The 20,338-nt window shown below is 68.0% G+C and carries 9 protein-coding genes and 2 pseudogenes; 6 read left to right on the forward strand and 5 right to left on the reverse strand.

Going from position 1 to position 20,338, the window contains the following annotated elements:
* The first annotated feature begins 2 nt into the window (after window positions 1-2).
* A complete protein-coding gene (locus H9Q09_RS18235; protein WP_187392207.1) occupies window positions 3-1,436 on the forward strand; it encodes an ATP-binding protein in 1,434 nt (477 codons plus the stop codon).
* Window positions 1,405-4,428 (forward strand): bifunctional [glutamine synthetase] adenylyltransferase/[glutamine synthetase]-adenylyl-L-tyrosine phosphorylase, encoded by a 3,024-nt coding sequence (locus tag H9Q09_RS18240; RefSeq protein WP_187392208.1) that lies wholly within the window; start codon window positions 1,405-1,407, stop codon window positions 4,426-4,428. The genes H9Q09_RS18235 and H9Q09_RS18240 overlap by 32 nt, the downstream gene beginning before the upstream one ends.
* Before the next feature lie 120 nt (window positions 4,429-4,548).
* On the opposite strand, the gene H9Q09_RS18245 is transcribed toward H9Q09_RS18240, so the two are convergent.
* Window positions 4,549-6,801, reverse strand: a complete 2,253-nt coding sequence (locus H9Q09_RS18245) for an ATP-binding protein (protein ID WP_246716228.1) — start codon at window positions 6,799-6,801, stop codon at window positions 4,549-4,551.
* Window positions 6,802-7,029: 228 nt separating this feature from the next.
* Window positions 7,030-9,674: pseudogene (pepN, locus tag H9Q09_RS18250) on the reverse strand (aminopeptidase N).
* A gap of 217 nt (window positions 9,675-9,891) precedes the next feature.
* Here pepN and H9Q09_RS18255 point away from each other — a divergent pair.
* The 3 genes and pseudogenes from H9Q09_RS18255 to H9Q09_RS18265 all read left to right on the forward strand — a co-directional run bounded on the left by H9Q09_RS18255 (window position 9,892) and on the right by H9Q09_RS18265 (window position 15,377).
* Window positions 9,892-12,189, forward strand: a complete 2,298-nt coding sequence (locus H9Q09_RS18255; protein WP_187392210.1) for a xanthine dehydrogenase family protein molybdopterin-binding subunit — start codon at window positions 9,892-9,894, stop codon at window positions 12,187-12,189.
* 110 nt (window positions 12,190-12,299) lie between these two features.
* Window positions 12,300-13,250 carry a DMT family transporter gene (locus H9Q09_RS18260; RefSeq protein WP_050767453.1) on the forward strand — a complete coding sequence of 317 codons (951 nt, stop codon included), beginning with the start codon at window positions 12,300-12,302 and terminating at the stop codon, window positions 13,248-13,250.
* Between the two features lie 142 nt (window positions 13,251-13,392).
* Window positions 13,393-15,377, forward strand: a pseudogene (locus tag H9Q09_RS18265) (PhoX family phosphatase).
* A 161-nt stretch (window positions 15,378-15,538) separates the two neighbouring features.
* On the opposite strand, the gene H9Q09_RS18270 reads toward H9Q09_RS18265, so the two are convergent.
* The 3 genes from H9Q09_RS18270 to H9Q09_RS18280 all read right to left on the reverse strand — a co-directional run bounded on the left by H9Q09_RS18270 (window position 15,539) and on the right by H9Q09_RS18280 (window position 18,405).
* Window positions 15,539-16,996, reverse strand: coding sequence for an MFS transporter (locus tag H9Q09_RS18270; protein WP_187392211.1), 1,458 nt, complete (start codon window positions 16,994-16,996; stop codon window positions 15,539-15,541).
* Window positions 16,997-17,117: 121 nt separating this feature from the next.
* The gene (locus H9Q09_RS18275) at window positions 17,118-18,032 is read right to left on the reverse strand and encodes a uracil-DNA glycosylase family protein (RefSeq protein ID WP_348646329.1); all 915 of its coding nucleotides are present in this window, start codon (window positions 18,030-18,032) and stop codon (window positions 17,118-17,120) included.
* Window positions 18,033-18,075: 43 nt separating this feature from the next.
* The gene (locus H9Q09_RS18280; protein ID WP_040325405.1) at window positions 18,076-18,405 is read right to left on the reverse strand and encodes a multidrug efflux SMR transporter; all 330 of its coding nucleotides are present in this window, start codon (window positions 18,403-18,405) and stop codon (window positions 18,076-18,078) included.
* 231 nt (window positions 18,406-18,636) lie between these two features.
* Here H9Q09_RS18280 and H9Q09_RS18285 point away from each other — a divergent pair, with 231 nt between their 5' ends.
* Window positions 18,637-20,310, forward strand: a complete 1,674-nt coding sequence (locus H9Q09_RS18285; RefSeq protein WP_187392213.1) for an electron transfer flavoprotein-ubiquinone oxidoreductase — start codon at window positions 18,637-18,639, stop codon at window positions 20,308-20,310.
* Window positions 20,311-20,338: the final 28 nt, after the last annotated feature.

A 20,338-nucleotide genomic window follows, 5' to 3' on the forward strand; every position in this document is an offset into this window, starting at 1 on the left:
CGATGGCGCGGTTGAAGGCCCTGATGCGGATGACCGCCGTCCGATTGTCGGCGGTCTATTTCCTGCTGTTCTCGGTCGCTGCCGTGATCCTCGTCTTCTATGTCACCGCGACGGCGTCGAGCATCCTGCAGAACCAGAGCCGGGCGGCGATCAACGAGGAAATCGGCGAGATCGCGCAGATATACGACGCCGCTGGCATTGCCGGGCTGGTGCGCACCATCGACCGCCGCGCACGCCAGCCGGGCGCCTCGCTCTATCTCGTCACCGACGCCACCGGACGCATTCTCGCCGGCAATGTGGAGAGCCTGCAGGCGGGCGTCCTCGACGAGGGCGGCTTCACCGAACAGCCCTTCGGCTACGAGCGCTTCGCCGACGATCCGGGCGACCGCTACCATCTGGCGGTGGCGCAGGTGGTCAGCATGCCGAACGGCATGCGGGTGCTGGTCGGGCGCGACCAGACCGAGCAGGAACGCTTCCGCCAGATCGTGCGCAGCGCGCTGATCCTGGCCTTTGCGCTGATGGGAGCGGCGGCGCTGTTTGCGTGGTTCCTCGTCGGACGGCAGGCACTGCAGCGCCTCGACCGCATGTCCGGGGCGAGCGCGCGGATCCTGGCCGGTGATCTGACCGAACGCCTGCCGGTGACCGGCACGGGCGACGAGTTCGACCGGCTGTCGGACAATCTCAACACGCTGCTTGCCCGCGTCGCGCTGCTGCAGGAAGGCCTGCGCCAGGTCTCCGACAACATCGCCCACGATCTGAAAACGCCGCTGACGCGCCTGCGCAACCGCGCCGAGGCGGCGCTGTCGGCCGATGTCGACGCCGCCGGCACGCGGACCGTCCTCGAAGGGATGATCTCCGAGGCGGACCAGATGATCCGCACCTTCGACGCGCTGCTGATGATCTCGCGGGTCGAGGCGGGATCGCACCCGGTGATCAAGACCCGGGTCGATGTCGCCGGGATCGTGGCGGATGTCTGCGAACTCTACGAGCCGCTCGCCGAGGAAGCAGGCGCGACGCTGGTCTTTGTGCCGAGCCCGCCGGTGCAGGCTTCCGTCAGCCGCGAACTGATCGCCCAGGCGCTGTCGAACCTGATCGACAACGCGCTGAAATACGGCGTTGCGGATGGCGGCGGCGCCAGGATCGCCGTGCGGCTCGAACTGACCGATGGCGTCTGTCGCCTGTCGGTGTCGGACGACGGTCCCGGCGTGCCCGCCGACCAGCGCGAGCGCGTGCTGGAGCGCTTCTACCGCCTCGACCAGAGCCGTTCGCTGCCGGGCTCCGGCCTCGGCCTGTCGCTGGTCCAGGCGATCGCGCGGGTGCATGGCGGACGTCTCGCGCTTGAGGATGCGGCGCCGGGCCTTAGAGTGGTCCTGGAGTTTCCTCAGGATGGAAAGACGGTCGCCGATGGCGAAACAGGACACGGCGCAAGAGCATGACAGCGATCTGGGCATCGGCGGCGACATCGCCCCGACGCCGCTCGATCCCGGCAAGGCGGAGGCGTGGCTCACTGACCTGAGCAAGGCTGCGGCTGCGCAGGATCTGGCGCGGCTCGGCGAATTTCTCGCACGGGGCGGCCCGGACGTGGCGCGGCTCGGCGCGGTGCTCGACCTGTCGACCTATCTCAACACCCAGATGCTCCAGCACCCCGAATGGCTGGACGCGCTGTTCGACGCGCCGGCCCGGGAGAGAATCGCGCAGCGGATCGGCGAACTGCGCGACATGGACGTGGCGGAACTGGGCGAGACGGCGCTGATGGCGACGATCCGCCTGATCAAGCGGGAGGTCTCGCTGCTGATCGCGCTGCGCGACCTGTTCGGCGCAGCGAGCGTGAAGGAGACCACCGAGGATTTGTCGCAACTGGCCGAAGCGGCGGTCGCCACGGCGCTGCGCTTCTGCCTGATCGCGGCCCACAAGAGCGGCAAGATCGTGCTGCCCGACCCGGCCGACCCGGAGGCCGGATGCGGCCTGTTCGTGCTTGGCATGGGCAAGCTGGGCGCGCGCGAACTGAACTATTCCAGCGATGTCGACCTGATCGTGTTCTTCGATCCCGAGCAGTCGGTCGCCGCCGATCCGAGCGAATCGGTCGACACCTTCTCGCGCATCGTGCGGCGGCTGGTGCGGATCGTCGGCGAGCGGACCGCCGACGGCTATGTCTTCCGCACCGATCTGCGGCTGCGGCCCGACCCGGGCGCGATGCCGCTGGCGATCTCCACCGATGCGGCGATGAGCTATTACGAGGGCTCGGGGCGCAACTGGGAGCGCGCCGCCATGATCAAGGCCTGCACCATCGCCGGCGATCGGGCGGCGGGCGAGGCGTTCCTTCAGGAACTGACGCCCTTCGTGTGGCGCAAATATCTCGACTTCGCGGCGATTGCCGACATCCAGGCGATGAAGACCCGCATCGATCGCCATCGCGGTTTCGACGACATTGCCGTCGGCGGCCACAATGTGAAGCTCGGGCGGGGCGGCATTCGCGAGGTCGAGTTCTTCGTCCAGGCGCAGCAGCTCATCGCCGGCGGACGGGCACCGCAATTGCGCAGCCGGCGCACCGACGAGGCGCTGCACGAACTGGCCGAGGGGAGCTGGATCACCGCCGATACGGCCCGCGACCTCCTCGAGGATTACTGGTTCCTGCGGCGGATCGAGCACTGCATCCAAATGGTCGCCGACGAGCAGAGCCACACGCTGCCGGAGGACGAGGAAGGCCTGGAGCGCATTGCGCGGCTGGCCGGCTTTGCCGATCGCGAGGCCTTCGCCGAGGCGCTGCTGTCGCATCTGCGCCGCGTGGACCGGCACTATACGAGCCTGTTCAACGACGGCCGCGAGCGCGATGCCGGCGAGGGCGAGGAGGCGGTCTCCAAGCGGCTCCTGTCCAGCGAGGACGATCCCGACGCGCTGGCGCGGCTGAAGGAGCTGGGCTTTGCCCGGCCGGAGGACGTCGCGCGGATCGTGCGCGGCTGGGGATTCGGCCGCTATCGCTCGACACGGTCGGAAACGGCGCGCGAGCGTCTGGCCTCGGGCCTGCCGATGCTGCTGGCGGCCTTTTCCAACGCCAAGGACCCGGACGGGGCGATCGCCGCCTTCGACACGTTTCTGGCGGGGCTGCCGGCGGGCATCCAGTTCTTCTCGCTGATCGCCTCCAACCCGCGCATCCTCGACCTTCTGGCGCTGATCATCACCTCGGCCCCGGCGCTGCGCGAGACCATCGCGGCGCGCCCGCATGTCTTCGACGCGCTGCTCGACCCGGCCTTCTTCGACGAGGTGCCCGAGAGTGCGATGATGGAGAAGCGGCTGGCCAGCTTCCTGTCGGAGGCGAATGGCTACGAGGACATCCTGGCACGGCTGCGGATCTTTGCCTCCGAACAGCGTTTCCTGGTCGGTGCGCGCCTGCTCAGCGGCGTCGTCGACGTCGGCGAAGCGGGGCCGGCCTTCTCCAACATCGCCAATGTGGTGCTGGACGCCACGCTCAAGGCGGTCGGCGATGCCTTCGCCGAGAAGCATGGCCGGGTGCCCGGCGCGCGGCTGGCGCTGCTCGGCATGGGGCGGCTGGGCAATTGCGAGCTGACCGCCGGCTCCGACGTCGACCTGATCCTGCTCTACGACCACGACCCGGATGTCGAGGAATCGGACGGCGACAAGCCGCTCGCCACGGGGCTGTATTTCGCCCGGCTGACCCAGCGGCTGATCGCGGCGCTGACCGTGCAGATGCGCGAGGGCATCCTGTACGAGGTCGATTTCCGCCTGCGCCCATCGGGCAACATGGGGCCCTTGGCGACGCGCATCGATTCCTTCCGCCGCTACCAGGCGACCGACGCCTGGACCTGGGAGCGCATGGCGCTGACCCGGTCGCGGCCGATCGCCGGCGATCCGGAGTTCCGCGACGAGGTCGGCCACACCATCTGCGACATTCTCGGCGAAGCTCGGGACGAGGCCATGACCAGCCGCGACGTGGCCGACATGCGGGCGCGGCTCGACCGCGACAAGCCGCCCAAGGGCCCGCTCGATCTGAAGCTGATCCCGGGCGGCCTGATCGACCTGGAGTTCCTGGCGCAATGGGCCTTGCTGACCGGACGGGCCGATTCCGATCTCGTCGGCAGCCCGACCGTGTCCGTTCTTTCGGCGGCCGATCTCGCCGCCGTGGATGCCGACGGAGCGCCGGTGGACCTGCCGGGCGCGATGCGGACCTATACGTCGGTCATCCAGATCCTGCGGCTCGGCCCGACCGGGGTCGAGCGCATCGAGGATCTGCCGCCAGGGCTGGCCGACCGGCTGACGCGGGCGCTGGGGCTGGAGGAGCCGAGCGAAGTGGCGCCGCTGCTCGCCAGGACGGCGGCGCGGGTGCGGCACGCCTTCAATACGTTGCTGCCGGTCTCCGGCGAGGACGAGACGGCGCCGGCCGATGCCGCGACGGCGGCGCAAGGGGGCTGATGCTCCTCCTGCGCAGGGTCGGCCGCGCGATGCGTGGCCGCCTGGCTCTCTAGCGGGGATTGATCTCCCGCAGCCCTCTGCGGACGTGGTCGTGCCCGCGCGGCGTTGCCGCGCGAGGCGTCAGGCGACGGCGGCCTGGTCGAGGGCTTCGGTCTGTGCCGGGGCAGGGGTAAGCGGCAGGCGGATGGCGACGATCGTGCCTTCGCCGACCTGCGAGCTGATCCGCATGCGGCCGCCCTGCAGCGCCACCAGCGACCGGGCGATGGCTAGGCCGAGACCGGTGCCCTTGTTGGTGCGGGTCAGCTCGTTCTCGATCTGCTCGAAGGGCTTGCCGAGGCTCTTCAGCGCGGCGCGCGGAATGCCCATGCCGTTGTCGGCGATGGTGATCAGCGCCGCGTCGCCGACGGTGCGCAGCTTCATCTTCACCGTGCCGCCATTGTCGGTGAACTTCACGGCGTTGGACAGGAGGTTCAGCACAATCTGCTTGGTCGCGCGGCGGTCCACCGTCAGCTCCATGCGCTCCGGCACGTCGGCATTGAGGCGGATCGCCTTCTGGTCGGCCTGGACCTCGATGATCTTGCCGGTCTCGGTGGCGATCTCGCTGAGGTCGACGGTCTCGTGGTTCAGGACCAGGCGACCGGCCTCGATCTTGGCCATGTCGAGAATGTCGTTGATCAGCTTCAGCAGGTAGTGCCCGCTCTGGTGGATGTCCTCGGCGTACTCGCCGTATTTCGGGCAGCCGATCGGGCCGAAGGTGCCCTGGCGCATGATCTCGGAGAAGCCGAGAATGGCGTTGAGCGGCGTGCGCAGCTCGTGGGACATGTTGGCCAGGAAGGTGGTCTTGGCGCTCGAGGCCGTCTCGGCGCGCTCCTTCTCGGCGGCGTAGTTCTGGTTCATCTCGGTCAGCTGGACCGCCTTGCGCTCGGCATCGCGCCGGGCGATCGACAGATCGTCGATGACCGCCATCAACCGGCGCTCGGAATCCGACAGACGGGCCTGATGCAGCTTGAGCTGGGTGATGTCGGTGCCGATGGAGACGAAGCCGTCGTCGGCGGTGCGGCGCTCGGACAGGAGCAGCCAGCGGCCGTCGGGCAGCAGCGCCTCGGAGGCGCGCTCGCCGCTGGCGAAGGTCGGGCTGGTCACGGCATGGCTGTCGATCGGCTTGCGGGCCTTGGCCATGACCGTGGCCAGCGGCGTGCCGCGGGCGACGTCCGCCTCGGTCAGGCCGAAGGTCTCGCGATATTTGGAATTGCACAGGACCAGGCGATCCTGGCTGTCGCACAGGACGAAGGTCTCGGAGATGTTCTCGATGGCGTTGTTGAGCTGGGTGTTGGCCTCGTCGGTGCGGCGCGCCAGCTCCTGCTGCTCGGACACGTCGACGGCCACGCCGATCAGATGGACCTCGTTCTCGGCGGTGCGCGACACCTCGGCGCGGGCCCGCAGCCAGACATAGCTGCCGTTGCGGTGGCGCATGCGGAAGACGCGGTCGAGGCTGGTGATCTTGCCGGCGGCGACCTGCCGGGCGACCTCGAACAGGCTGCCGTCGTCGGGATGCATCAGCGGCGCGATGTCGCCGAAGGCCAGGACGCTGTCCCTGGGGCAGAGGTCGAGAATTTCGTACATGGAGCGCGACCAGTACATGCGGCCGCGCGCGATGTCCCAGTCCCAGAGCCCGCAATGGCCGCGCGACAGGGCGGTATCGACCCGCTGATGGGTCTCCAGATACAGCGCGTCGGCGTCCTGGGCCCGCGTCGCCTGGCGGAAATAGGCATAGAGCACGACCAGCATGATCGTGGAGGTCAGCGCGAAGAGGGTGACGTTGACCGAGACCGAATGGCGCCATTCGGACAGGAGGTCGGTCTCGCGCTGGACGAAGGTGAGGATGCCCTGATTGTCGGCGAGGCGGGCGCTGGCGACGAGAGCCGGTTCGCTGCCGAAGCGGGTGTCCTGCACGCCGGCGCGCTCGCCGAACATCAGAAGTTCCTGATGCTCGCCGATCAGGCGCTTGAGGTCGCCGCCGACGAGGTTCTCGAAGCCGGGCATGGCCGCGACGATCATGCCGTCACTGTCGCTGACCACGGCGAAGCGACCGTGGCGCAGGAGTTCAGTGGGCAGGGCGCTGGCCAGAAGATCCGCTGCCAGCGCGACACCGTCGCCATCGGCCTCGATGGCGTGGCTCTCGGCGCGCATCAGCGCGGTGGCGATGGTCAGGTCGCGGACGGCGCCCTCTTCCAGAGCCATCCGCTCCTCGACGAGGGTCGCCAGACGGATGACCGCCGCGAGCGCCAGGAAGGAGACGATGAGGATGGGGATCGAGCGGCGAAGCGCCTTCTCGGAGCGCAGAAGCTGTCGGTAGGCCGGGGCCGCCAACATCTTGGCGTGTCCAGCAATTTCCGTTCGCGCAGTCAGCAGGGCCTCGAATCGGGACAATAGTCCCCCTGCCGGCGCGTTGGACGCGTCCGCTCGCATGCTCACCCCTCGTAAACCGCATCTTAACGATCAGGAACGCCGCCGATCCGAATCATTACCAATTGAGCAAATGCGAATCACCTTGTCCAGCGTGGAATTGCGGCAAAATCTGGGAGTCAACGAATTGACGAGTCATTTCAAAGACCTTCCCAAGATATCTCCAAGATCCGTCGAAAGATGTTCAGTCTCAAGCAGTTGCCGCAGAGTCGTTTCGGCCTGCTCGCGGCGGGTCGGCTCGAAGCTGCGCCACGACCGGAAGGTGGTCGCGATGCGCGCCGCGATCTGCGGATTGAGGCGGTCCAGCTCGACCAGCCGCTCGGCGACCCAACGATAGCCGGCGCCGTCGGGGCGGTGGAAGGAAAGCTGGTTGCCGGCGGCGAAGGTGCCGATGACGGCGCGCACGCGGTTCGGGTTGCGCATGGAGAACTTTGCGTGGCCGGTGAGGGCGATCACCGTCTCCAGCGTCTCGGGCCGCGGCACGGTCGCCTGCAGGGCAAACCATTTGTCGAGGACCAGCTCGTCGGTCTCGAAGCGCCGGTAGAAATCGTCGAGCGCGGCCTGCGAGGCCGGGGCATCCGGGAAGCGATGGACGAGGATGCCGAGCGCGGCGAGGCGGTCGGTCATGTTGGAGGCGCTGGCATATTGTGCCTCGGCCGCCGCCGGGTCGTTCGTGGCGGCGGTCAGATAGGCGAGTGCCGCATTGGCGAGCGAGCGCCGGCCGGCGCTTTCGGCGTCGGGGGAGAAGGCCTGGACCGTGGCCATCTCGGCGGCCAGCCGCTCGAAGACCTGCACGCCGGCGGTGCCGATCGCCCGGCGGGCGGCGTCCACCACGTCGTGGACGATCTGCGGGTCGACGTCGCGGCCGAGCATGCGTGCCACGTCCGGTTCGGCCGGCAGGGCCAGGGCCTGCGCCCGGAAGGCGGGCTCCAGCGCGGGATCGGCGGCGGTGGCCAACACTGCGTCGACGATCTCCGCCGGCAGCGGCGATGAGGTCGCCGCGCCGCCCGCACGGCAGGCACGCACCATCGCCTCGCCGAGGAGGTCGTTGAGGACGCTCCAGCGGTTGAAGAGGTTGGGGTCGAGCCGCGCCAGCGCCAAGCGGTCGGCTTCGCACGGGCGAAGTCGAGATTCACCGGGGCGGAGAAGTCGCGCAGGATCGAGAGGTAGGGGCGCTCGCCGAGATTCTCGAAGACCAGCGTCGTCTCGGCCTCGGTCAGGTGAATGACATCGCCCTCGACGTCCGGGCCATGGGTCGGCACGGCGTCCTTGTCCTGGCCGTTGGAGCCGACGAGGCCGAAGCGGATCGGGATATGGACCGGATCGGTCCTCGTGCCGGCGGCGCCCGGCTCGAGCGACTGGCGCAGGGTGACGGTCAGCCGGTCGGCGCCGGCATCGTAGTCCTCGCGCACCGACAGGGTCGGGGTGCCGGCCTGGTTGTACCAGACGGCCAGATGCGAAAGCTCGACGCCCGTGGCCGCCTCGAAGCAGGCGAGATAATCCTCGATCGTCGCGGCGTCGCCGTCATGGCGCTCGAAATAGAGGTCCATCCCCTTCCGGAAGCCGTCCTCGCCGAGGATGGTGGCGAGCATCCGGACGATCTCGGCGCCCTTGTCGTAGACGGTCGCCGTGTAGAAGTTGTTGATCTCCTTGTATTCCGTCGGCCGGACCGGATGCTGGAGCGGGCCCTGATCCTCGGGGAACTGGTGCGCCTTCAGGCGCCGGACCGAGCCGATCCGCTGGACCGTGGCGGAGCGCTCGTCGGCGCTGAACTCCTGGTCGCGATAGACCGTCAGGCCTTCCTTCAGGCAGAGCTGGAACCAGTCGCGGCAGGTGATGCGGTTGCCGGTCCAGTTGTGGAAATATTCGTGGGCGATCACCGTCTCGACGCCGGCATAGTCGGTGTCGGTCGCCGTCTGCGGATCGAGCAGCACGTATTTGTGGTTGAAGACGTTGAGGCCCTTGTTCTCCATCGCGCCCATGTTGAAGTCGGCGATGGCGACGATGTTGAACACGTCGAGATCGTATTCGCGGCCGAAGCGGCGCTCGTCCCAGACCATCGAGCGTTTCAGCGCATCCATGGCGTAGCCGGCCTGCCCGGCGCGGCCCTTCTCGGTATAGACGGCGAGTTCGACCGGCTTGCCGCTGGCGGTGGTGAAGGGCTCGCGGATGGAATCGAGATCGCCGGCGACCAGCGCGAAGAGATAGGCCGGCTTGTTGAACGGGTCGTCCCAGACGGCGTAGTGGCGGCCGTCGCCGAGATCGCCGCTCTCGGTCGGGTTGCCGTTCGACAGGAGGACCGGGGCGGCGGTGCGGTCGGCCTCGATGCGGACCCGGTAGGGGGCGAGCACGTCGGGGCGGTCGAGGAAATACGTGATGCGGCGAAAGCCCTCGGCCTCGCACTGGGTGCACCAGATGCCGTTGGAGCGGTAGAGCCCCATCAGCTTGGTGTTCTCTTCCGGGACGATGCGGGTCGCGATGTCGAGGAGAAAGCGGTCGCGGGCCGGAGCCTCGCGGATCGTCAGCCGGTCGGGCGTCGCCGTATAGGCGTCGGCCTCGAGCACGGCGCCGTCGAGGGCAAGGCCGGTCAGGGTCAGTTCGTCGCCGTCGAGCACCAGCGGCACATCCTCGGCCACGCCCTCGCGGCGCTCCAGCACCAGCCGCGTGTCGATCTCGGCCCGGCCTTCGAACAGGCGGACCGTCATGTCGACGCAATGCAGGATGAAATCGGTCGGGCGATAATCTTCCAGTCGGATCGTCTGGCCGTCTTCACTGCGCAGCATGGGCTTCCCTTTCCTGATTTTCCCGGCAGTTAGACCGGAAACCGCAGATTGCCAATCGCGTGCGGCGGAGGGGCACATGCGGCGGGCCGGCAACGTCCACCCTCGACGGGCTGCGCCGGAAGCAATAAGTGGTGTTTAAGACCATTGTGGCCGACCCTCCCGTAGCGAACGGGTCCTGTCCACGGCGATCGGTTCGCGTCGAAGGAGCTTTCCCATGAACGTCATGACCCCAAAGTTTGGCCTCGGCGCGTCGGTGCTGCGCAAGGAAGACGACGCCTTCATCCGGGGCGAGGGCCACTATACCGACGACGAGACCCGCGCCGGCCTGCTGCACGCCGCCGTGGTGCGCTCGCCGCATGCCCATGCCCGCTTCACCATCGGCGACCTGGAAGCGGCGCGCAGCGCCCCGGGCGTGCGCATGGTGCTGACCCATGCCGACATCGCCGAGCTCGGCGAAGTGCCCTGCCTCGCCAGCCCCAAGCAGGTGGGCGGCGACCCGTTCCGGCCCCATGACGCGCCGGTTTTGTGCCGCGACACGGTGCGCCATGTCGGCGACGCGGTCGCCTTCGTCGTGGCGGAGACGGCGATCCAGGCGCGCGACGCGGCCGAACTGATCGAGATCGACTACGACGTGCTCGACGCGGTGCCCGACCTGGTGGCGGCCAAGGCCGGCCATGTCCTCGCCTGGGACGATCGCGACGGCAACATCGCCGGCCACATGCATGAGGGCGACCGGGAGAAGACGGACGCGGCCTTCGCGCAGGCGGCGCATGTCACCACCCTCGACCTCGTGCAGAACCGCCTTGTGTGCAACTACATGGAGGTCCGCTCCTCGGTCGGCGAATATGACGCCGAGAGCGAGCGCTACACGCTGACCACCGGCAGCCAGGGCGTCCACGGCATGCGCGACACGCTGGCGGGGCGGGTCCTGAAAGTCGGCAAGGACAAGATTCGCGTCGTCACCCGCGACGTCGGCGGCGGCTTCGGCACCAAGGCGTTCCTGTATCGCGAGCACGCGCTGGTGCTGGTCGCGGCGCAGCGGCTGGGGCAGCCGGTCAAATGGACCGCCGACCGCACCGAGCATTTTGTCACCGACGCCCATGGCCGCGACAATATCGTGACGGGCTCGATGGCGATGGACGCCGACGGCCGGTTCCTGGCGCTGAAGATCGATCTGCACGCCAATCTCGGAGCCTATGCCTCGCAGTTCGGGCCGATGATCCCGTGGTTCGGCATGTCGATGGCGACCGGCCTCTACGACATCCCGGCGATCGACGTGGATTGCCACCTCTATTATTCCAACACGGTTCCGGTGGATGCCTATCGCGGCGCCGGGCGGCCGGAAGCGGCCTATCTGATCGAGCGGCTGGTGGACGAATGCGCCATCGAGCTTGGCCTCGGACGCGACGAGATCCGCAAGCGCAACTTCATCCGCTCCGACCAGCTCCCGTATCGCACCCCGATCGGCCGCCTGTACGACACCGGCGATTTCGCTGGCCATCTCGACGCCGGGCTGCGGCGGGCGAACTGGGCCAGCTTCGAGACCCGGCGCGAAGCGGCCCGCAAGAACGGCAAGCTGCGCGGCATCGGCTTTGCGACCTATGTGGAAGCCTGTGCCTTCCCCGGCTCGGAGCCGGCCTATGTGGAACTGACGCATGAGGGGCGGATCGAGCTGAAGATCGGCACCCAGACAAACGGGCAGGGCCATGCCACGGCCTATGCCCAGTTCGTCGCCGAGGCGCTGAAGCTGGATTACGACCGTATCGACGTGCGCCAGGGCGACACGGACGAAACCCCGACCGGCGGCGGCACCGGCGGTTCGCGCTCGATCCCGCTGGGCGCGGTGTCGGTGCGCCGGGCCAGCCAGTCGCTGGCCGAGAAGCTGAAGAAGCTGGCGGCCGACGAGCTGGAGGCCGCCGCGACCGATATCGAGCTGGAAGGTGGCGAGGCGCGGATCGTCGGCACCGACCGGGCCATCGATTTCGCCGCGCTGGCGGCGGCGGCCAAGTCCGACGACGATCGCAAGGCGGTCGGCGAGTTCAAGCAGGACGAGGCGACCTATCCGAACGGCACCCATGTCTGCGAGGTCGAGATCGATCCGGAGACCGGCATGACCGAGCTTCTGTCCTACACGATCTGCGACGATTTCGGCGTGACGGTGAACCCGATCCTTCTGGCCGGCCAGATCCATGGCGGCGTCGCGCAGGGCATCGGCCAGGCGCTGATCGAGAACGCCGTCTATGACGAGACCGGCCAGCTGGTGACCGCCAGCTTCATGGACTACGCCATGCCGCGGGCCTGGGACTTCCCGTATTTCGACTTCCAGACACGCAACGTGCCGTCCACCACCAACGCCCTCGGCATCAAGGGCGCCGGCGAGGCCGGCACGATCGGTGCGGCCCCGGCGGTGATGAATGCCGTCGTCGACGCGCTGCGGCCGGCGGGCGTGGCCCATATCGACATGCCGGCGACGCCGCTGCGGGTCTGGGAAGCGCTGCAGGCCGCCCGCTAGGGTCCCGAACGTCGCCCGGTCGTCCGCGAGACGTTCGGCCGGGCGATGACAGAAACGCACGATCGACGATGCCGGCGCCTTTGAAGGGGCGCGGCGGTCAGAGGGGACGAATGCCACAGGTGCCCGGCGACGCGGCCTCGCCCAATCCGATGCTCGGCATCATGCTCAAATGCATCTCCGTCGTGGTCTTCGTCGGCATGCAGACCTCCATCAAGGCGGGGGCCGAGGGCATTCCGGCCGGCGAGATCGTGTTCTTCCGCTCGTTCTTCGCGCTGGTGCCCGTCGTCATCTACCTGGCCTGGCTCGGCGATCTGCGCACGGCGCTGACGACGACGCATCTCGGCGGACATGTCTGGCGCGGCGTCATCGGCGTCACCTCGATGGGCTTTGGCTTCTTCGCCCTGACGCGGCTGCCCTATCCCGAATGGATCACCATCACCTATGGCGCGCCGCTGCTGACCGTGGTGTTCGCCGCGATCTTCCTGAAAGAGGTGGTCTGGCTCTACCGCTGGTCGGCGGTGCTCGTCGGGCTGATCGGCATCATGGTCGTGACGCTGCCGAAACTGTCGCTCGGCAGTGACGGGCTGGCCGACGGCGAGGCGATCGGCATTGCCGCGGCGATGGTCTCGGCCACCGTGGCCGCCATCGCGATGATCCAGATCCGCCGGCTGGTCCACACCGAGAAGACCGCCACCATCGTCATCTATTTCTCGCTGACCTCGTCGGCGCTGGCGGCGCTGTCGATCTTCTTCGGCTGGGTGGTGCCGACATGGGAGCAGGCCGGTTTCCTGATCCTCGCCGGCCTGTGCGGCGGCGTCGGCCAGCTGCTCCTGACCGCGTGCTACCGCTATGCCGACACCTCGACCATCGCGCCCTTCGAATACACATCGCTGATCCTCGCCATCATCATCGGCTACGTGATCTTCGACGAGGCGGCGAGCGGCACGACGATCCTCGGCGGGGCCATCGTCGTGTCGGCGGGCATCTTCATCATCTGGCGCGAGCACCGGCTGGGCCTGGAGCGCTCGCGGGCCCGCCGCGTCACCCCGCCGACGGGCTGAAACGCCCGCCGGCGCAGGCCTGCGCGGCTTCCGCTGCCATCACAGTGGCGTGTCATCGGCTTGTGACCTTGCCTGATTATGCGATGCTGGAACCGTTCCAAAAGTTGGACGGTGCCGGATTTCGCAAGATCAGGGGGCGTCGATGAACGAACATGCAAGCCGTGCGGTATTCCGCACCAGCCAGCTCGAAGAGGCCGATGGCGACGGTCTGAACCCGAGCGACAACCGCACCATGGGCGACGTGATCGCGACGCGCTTCTCGCGCCGCGACTTCCTGCGCGGCTCGATGGCCGCCACGGCGATCGCCGCCACCGTGAGCCCGCTGGCGCTGATGGCCGCCGACGAGGCCCATGCCGAAGGCGCCGCTGGCTCGAAATTCGACTTCACCGAGGTCGAGGCCGGCGTCGACGAGATGCACCACATCGCCGAAGGCTACGATGCCGACGTGCTGCTGCGCTGGGGCGATCCGGTCTTTGCCGATTCACCGGAGTTCGATCCGGCGAACCAGACGCCGGAAGCCCAGGCGCGCCAGTTCGGCTACAACAACGACTATGTCGGCTTCATCCCGATCGACGGTTCGTCGGAGCATGGCCTGCTCGTCGTCAATCACGAATACACCAACGAACACCTGATGTTCCCGGGCATCGTGAAGGTCGAGGGCGACAAGCTCACGGTCGCCGCGGCCGACCGGAAGCGGGTCGACATCGAGATGGCGGCCCATGGCGGCACCATCGTCGAGATCCGCAAGGAGAACGGCAAGTGGCAGGTGGTGACCGACGGCGCCAGGAACCGCCGCATCACCGCCGGGACCGAGATGGAGCTGCGCGGCCCGGCCGCCGGCCATGCCCGGCTGCAGACGACAGCCGATCCGTCCGGCACCAAGGTGTTCGGCACCATCAACAATTGCGCCGGCGGCGTCACGCCGTGGGGCACCTACATCATGGCCGAGGAGAACTTCCACGGCTATTTCGTCGGCGAACTGCCGGCCGATCACCGGGAAGCGCAGAATTACGAGCGCTACGGCGTCCCGGACGGCAGCTACGAATGGGGCAATTTCCACGACCGGTTCGACGTGTCGAAGGAGCCGAACGAACCCAACCGCTTCGGCTGGATCGTCGAGGTCGATGTCGAGGACCCGAACTCGGTGCCGAAGAAGCGCACCGCGCTCGGCCGCTTCAAGCATGAAGGCGCCGAGTCCATCGTCGCGGCGGATGGCCGGGTGGTGTTCTATCTCGGCGACGACGAGCGCTTCGACTATGTCTACAAGTTCGTCACCGCGGGCACCTACAATCCCGACGACCGGGCCGCGAACATGGACCTTCTCGACGAGGGCACGCTCTATGTCGCCAAGTTCGAGGACGACGGCTCGCTGACCTGGATGCCGCTGGTCTTCGGCGAAGGCCCGCTGACCGCCGAGAACGGTTTCGAGAGCCAGGCCGACGTGGTCATCGAGACCCGGCGCGCGGCCGATCTCCTCGAGGCGACCAAGATGGACCGTCCGGAGGACATCGAGCCGAACGGCACCAATGGCCGCGTCTACGTGATGCTGACCAACAACACCAAGCGCGAGGAGGCCGATGCCGCCAATCCGCGCGCCAAGAACGCCTTCGGCCACATCATCGAGATCGCCGAGGACGGGGGCGACTTCGCCGCCACCAAGGGCACGTGGGAAGTCCTGCTGAAGTGCGGCGACCCGGCGGTCGCCGATGTCGGCGCGCCTTTTCCACGGAAACGACGAAGAACGGCTGGTTCGGCATGCCGGACAATTGCGCGGTCGATGCCGAGGGCCGGCTGTGGGTCTCTACCGACGGCAATTCGCCGAAGGCGACGGGGCGCACCGACGGCCTCTTCGCCGTCGATACCGAGGGCGCGGCCCGCGGCACGTCGAAGCTGTTCTTCCGGGTCCCGGTGGGCGCCGAGATGTGCGGTCCGCTGATCCTGCCGGACATGCAGACGGCCTTCGTGGCGGTCCAGCATCCGGCCGATGGCGGTGAGGACTGGGAAGGCTTCGGCCGGCCGTCCTATTACGAGGATCTCTCCACCCGCTGGCCCGACTTCAAGGACGACATGCCGGTGCGTCCGTCGGTGGTGGCCATCACCAAGCAGGGCGGCGGCCGCATCGGCTGACCGCCGGACGGGTCCGAAACGCGAAACGGGCGGCCATCACGGCCGCCCGTTTCGTTTGTGCGGGCTGCAAGACCCGGAGACGTTCGACCGGTCCCGGCTTTCGCGAAGGGCGCGGATGATCGCCTGAGGCCGGGGAGGGAGCTGGCGTCTGTGCCAGCCGCTCAGATACCGCCGGCCTTGTCGTCCGGCGGGGTCACCGGGTTGGCCGGGCGCGCGGCGGCGGCATCGCGGTCGGTTCGGTCCGCTGCTGCCTCTGCCTCAGCTGCTGTCTCTGCATCGGCACTGGCCTGCGCCGCTTCTGCTTCGGCCTCCGCACTGGCCTGCGCTTCGGCTGCCTCGGCCTCATCGCTGGCGGCCAGTTCCTCCTCGGCGGTGATCGAGGCTTCGGCGCGCGGATCCAGCGTGAAGCTGGTCGGCGTCTGGGTGCGGGCCAGCGGCACGGTCTGGAAGTCGGCCCGCTCGTCCACTGGCAGCGCCTCGCGGCGGTAGGTCCGGTAGTAGGAATAGGCGGCATAGGCGACGGCCGAGGTGCCGACCGCCTGGAACATGCCTTCGGGGCCGAAGCTCTCCATCAGGAATGCCGCGTAGATCGGGCCGACCATCGTGCCGACGCCGTAGAGGATCAGGAGGCCGCTGGAGATCTTCACGAAGTCCTCGTCGGCGGCGTAGTCGTTGGCATGCGCCACGGCGAGCGAATAGGACGGGTAGACGATGCCGCCGAGGATGAAGGCGACGACGAAATAGACCGTCGCGCCCCAAGGCATGGCATCGACATAGACGCCGAGGACGGCGGCGATGAAGCCGATCAGCCCGGCCGCGGTCATCACGTAGCGTCGATCCATCCGGTCGGAGAAGCGGCCGAGCGGCACCTGGAAGACGATGCCGCCGGCCATGGCGACGACGACGAGGGTGGCGATCTCGGTGGTCGACAGGCCGATCTTCTGGCCGAACACCGGCGCCATGTTGTTCCAGCCGCCGGACATGATGCCGGCCAGGAGCACGCCGACGGCGGCGACGGGCGAATTGCGGAAGATCAGGCCGACATCGATCTTCACGCTGGTCAGCGGCTTCGGCGAGGCGGCGCGCGACAGCGCCGTCGGGATCACAGCCAGCGCAAACAGGATCGCGCAGAGCATGAAGGGAATGGTCAGCTCGGGCTGGCTGAGCGGCATGACGTACTGGCCGCCCATCATCGCCGCCATGGTGACCACCATGTAGATCGAGAAGATCTTGCCGCGGCTCTCGTTGGTCACCCGCTCGTTGAGCCAGCTCTCGACGACCATGTAGGTGCCGGCCAGCGCGAAGCCGGCCATGGCGCGGAAGACGATCCAGGCGATGGGATCGATGAGGACGCCGCTGAGGAGCACCGAGATCGCCAGGAGGGCGGCGAGGCTGGCGAAGGTGCGCACATGGCCGGCGCTGCGCACGATCACCGGCATGACGAAGCAGCCGACCGTGAAGGCGATGGCGTAGGAGGTGCCGAAGGCGCCGATCTGGTAGCTCGACCAGCCCTCGATCGAGCCGCGCACCGGCAGGAGAATGCCCATCAGCCCGGCGCCGGCCATCAGGAAGAAGGTCGATGCGAGCAGTGCGGCGATCGGCAGGATCTGCAGTGGCATGGGACGGCCCTGGAACGGTGTGGTCGATGCGGCGCGTTGCCTCGCGGGCAGAGCTAGGCGTTTCGGACCGATTTGGCGAGTGCCTTTTCGCCGCCGATTCGTGCGGCGGCCCGCTCCCGCGTCAGCCCGCCGTCGATTTCTGCGCCAGACGCTCGCGCAGGGCGATCAGGTCGCGCCAGGCGAGGCGCTTCTGGGCCGGCTGGCGCAGCAGATAGGCCGGATGCAGCATCGCCACGGCGTCGATGGCGTCGCACTGTTCCAGCCCGAAGCTGTAGGTGGTCCAGCGGCCGCGCACCCGCAGGATGCCCTCCTGCGCCCCCAGGATCGCCTTGGCCGAGGGCGAGCCGAGGCAGACCAGGATCTTCGGCGCCACCAGTTCGATATGGCGCTGGACGAAGGGCAGGCAGATCTGCGTCTCGGCCGGCGTCGGCGGGCGGTTGCCGGGAGGGCGCCAGGGCACGGTGTTGGTTACCCGCACCGCCTCGCGCTCGAGCCCGATGGATTCCAGCATGCGGTTGAGGAGCTGCCCGGAGCGGCCGACGAAGGGCACGCCGGCGGTGTCCTCCTCGCGGCCGGGCGCTTCGCCGACCAGCATCAGATCGGCGGTCTCGCTGCCATCGCCGAACACCGTCGAGCGGGCCGAGATCCGCAGATTGCAGCCGTCGAAATCGTCGAGCGCGGCCCGCAATTCGGCCAGGGTCGTCGCCGAGCGCGCCCGTTCGCGGGCATCGGCGACAGCGATATCGTCCGGCACCGCGATGCGCGGCGAGGGGAAGCCGGGCTCCTCGACCGGCTGCGGCGTCCTGGCCGGGGCGGGTCTCGTCTCCTGCGCCGGACGCGGGGCGTCGCCGGTCGCTGGCGGCGCGGCGCCCGCCGGCTGGCCGCGCCGGGCCTTGCGGGCGGCGATCTCGGCCTGCGTCTCGGCAAAGCGGTCGCGCGCGGCCTCGCCGGTCACCGCATCGACGCCGGCGGCGCGGTACCATTCGAGGAGGGCGATGGCCGCCTCGCGGTCGATGGGGTGGGGCTCGGCGTTCATGGCCATTCCCTAGCCGATTTTTCCGCGCGGCGCGACGGCGGCGTCAGTGTCCGAGGGACTGGGAGAACAGGTTGATGACGAGCACGCCGCCGACGATCAGCGCCAGGCCGAGAAGGGCCGGCAGGTCGAGGGTGACGCGGAACCAGAAGATGTCGATCAGGGCCAGCAGCACGATGCCGGTGCCCGACCAGATCGCATAGACGATGCCGACCGGCATGGTGCGCAGCGGCAGCGACAGGAAGTAGAAGGCGAGCACATAGGTCGCCACGGTGACCAGCGAGGGTGCGAGCCGGGTGAAGCCCTCGGTGGATTTCAGGGCGGTGGTACCGACGATCTCGCAGAGAATCGCGATGCCGAGATAGAGCGCGTTCAAGCCGGTCTCCTTGTGTCGGGCCGGGCCTGTCTGATCCGCCCGCGGGCGGCGCGTCAAGGGCCGGGGACGTCCGCGACGATCCGCACGACGTCGGCTGTTTGACGGAAAGGTCAATCAGGCTAGAACTCGTCCAAACAGGCCCGTGCCCTAGTCTTGGAACGACGGCACACGGTGCGAACGTGTACGAGGATGCGCGGCGTCTGCCCGCGCCACCGAAAGGACCCAGAGACGATGAGCGATACCGCCAGCCAGACCGAGACCCTGCCCGAACGCGAGTCGATGGAATTCGACGTGGTGATCGTCGGCGCCGGGCCGGCGGGTCTGTCGGCGGCGATCCGGCTGAAGCAGATCGACCCGGAGCTCTCCGTCGTGGTCCTGGAGAAGGGCGCGGAGGTCGGCGCCCATGTCCTGTCCGGCAACGTGCTCGATCCCTCGGCCCTCGACATCCTGCTGCCGGAGTGGCGCGAGGAAGAGACGCCGATCAAGACCAAGGTTACCGACGACCGGTTCTATCTCTACGGCGCCAGCGGCTCGCTTCGCCTGCCCAATGCGCTGATGCCGAAGCTGATGAACAATCACGGCAATTTCGTCGTGTCGCTGGGCCTCGTGTGCAAGTGGATGGCCGAGAAGGCCGAGGCGCTGGGCGTGGAGATCTATCCGGGCTTCGCGGCCTCCGAGATTCTCTACGACGAGAGCAATGCGGTGATCGGCGTCGCCACCGGCGACATGGGCGTTGCCCGCACCGGCGAGCCCGGCCCGATGTATCAGCGCGGCATGGCGCTGATGGGCAAATATGTGATGATCGGCGAGGGCGTGCGTGGCTCGCTGGCCAAGCAGCTGATCCGCGGCTACGGCCTCGACGAGGGGCGCGAGCCGGGCAAGTTCGGCATCGGGCTGAAGGAATTGTGGGAGATCGATCCGGCCAAGTCGAAGCCGGGCCGGGTGCAGCACTCCTTCGGCTGGCCGCTGGACAGCGGCACCGGCGGCGGCTCGTTCCTGTACCATCTGGGCGAGAACCAGGTCTATGTCGGCTACGTCGTCCACCTGAACTACAAGAACCCGTATCTGTCGCCCTTCGAGGAATTCCAGCGCTTCAAGACGCATCCCGACATCGCCGAACTCCTGGAAGGCGGCAAGCGCATCGCCTATGGCGCGCGCGCCATCACCGAGGGCGGCTGGCAGTCGGTGCCGAAGCTGGTCTTCCCGGGCGGCGCACTGATCGGCTGCTCGGCCGGCTTCGTCAACGTGCCGCGGATCAAGGGCGTCCACAACGCCATGACCTCGGGCATGCTGGCCGCCGAGAAGGCCGCCGAGGCGATCAAGGCGGGGCGTGCCCACGACGTGCTGTCGGCCTATGACGATGAATGGCGCACCTCGGCGATCGGCCGCGATCTCAAGCCGGTGCGCAACGTCAAGCCGCTCTGGTCGAAATACGGTACCCTGCTCGGCATCGGGCTGGGCGGCCTCGACATGTGGACCAACTCGCTGTTCGGCTTCTCCTTCTTCGGCACCCAGAAGCACGGCAAGCCCGACCATACCTGCCTGGAGCCGGCGGCCAAGCACAAGAAGATCGACTATCCCAAGCCCGACGGCGTGCTGACCTTCGACAAGGTCTCCTCGGTGTATCTGTCGAACACCAATCACGAGGAGGACCAGCCGGTCCATCTGCAGGTCAAGGACCTGCAGCTGCAGCATGATTCCGAATTCGCGGTCTATGCCGGGCCGTCGCAGCGCTACTGCCCGGCCGGCGTCTACGAATGGGTGCAGGAGGGCGGCGAGGAGAAGTTCGTGATCAACGCCCAGAACTGCGTCCACTGCAAGACCTGCGACATCAAGGACCCGAACCAGAACATCAACTGGGTGCCGCCGCAGGGTGGCGAGGGGCCGGTCTATCAGGTGATGTAGGAGCCGCGTCGCGCCGAACGGCGCAGCG

Source organism: Aurantimonas sp. DM33-3 (assembly GCF_014334315.1).
Lineage (GTDB): Bacteria > Pseudomonadota > Alphaproteobacteria > Rhizobiales > Rhizobiaceae > Aurantimonas > Aurantimonas coralicida.

Excerpts from the sequence above, each read along its gene's own strand:
- H9Q09_RS18235 (WP_187392207.1), top strand. The coding sequence starts at position 3 with ATGGCGCGGTTGAAGGCCCTGATGCGGATGACCGCCGTCCGATTGTCG.
- H9Q09_RS18240 (WP_187392208.1), top strand. The coding sequence starts at position 1,405 with ATGGCGAAACAGGACACGGCGCAAGAGCATGACAGCGATCTGGGCATC.
- H9Q09_RS18245 (WP_246716228.1), bottom strand. The coding sequence starts at position 6,801 with ATGTTGGCGGCCCCGGCCTACCGACAGCTTCTGCGCTCCGAGAAGGCG.
- H9Q09_RS18255 (WP_187392210.1), top strand. The coding sequence starts at position 9,892 with ATGAACGTCATGACCCCAAAGTTTGGCCTCGGCGCGTCGGTGCTGCGC.
- H9Q09_RS18260 (WP_050767453.1), top strand. The coding sequence starts at position 12,300 with ATGCCACAGGTGCCCGGCGACGCGGCCTCGCCCAATCCGATGCTCGGC.
- H9Q09_RS18270 (WP_187392211.1), bottom strand. The coding sequence starts at position 16,996 with ATGCCACTGCAGATCCTGCCGATCGCCGCACTGCTCGCATCGACCTTC.
- H9Q09_RS18275 (WP_348646329.1), bottom strand. The coding sequence starts at position 18,032 with ATGAACGCCGAGCCCCACCCCATCGACCGCGAGGCGGCCATCGCCCTC.
- H9Q09_RS18285 (WP_187392213.1), top strand. The coding sequence starts at position 18,637 with ATGAGCGATACCGCCAGCCAGACCGAGACCCTGCCCGAACGCGAGTCG.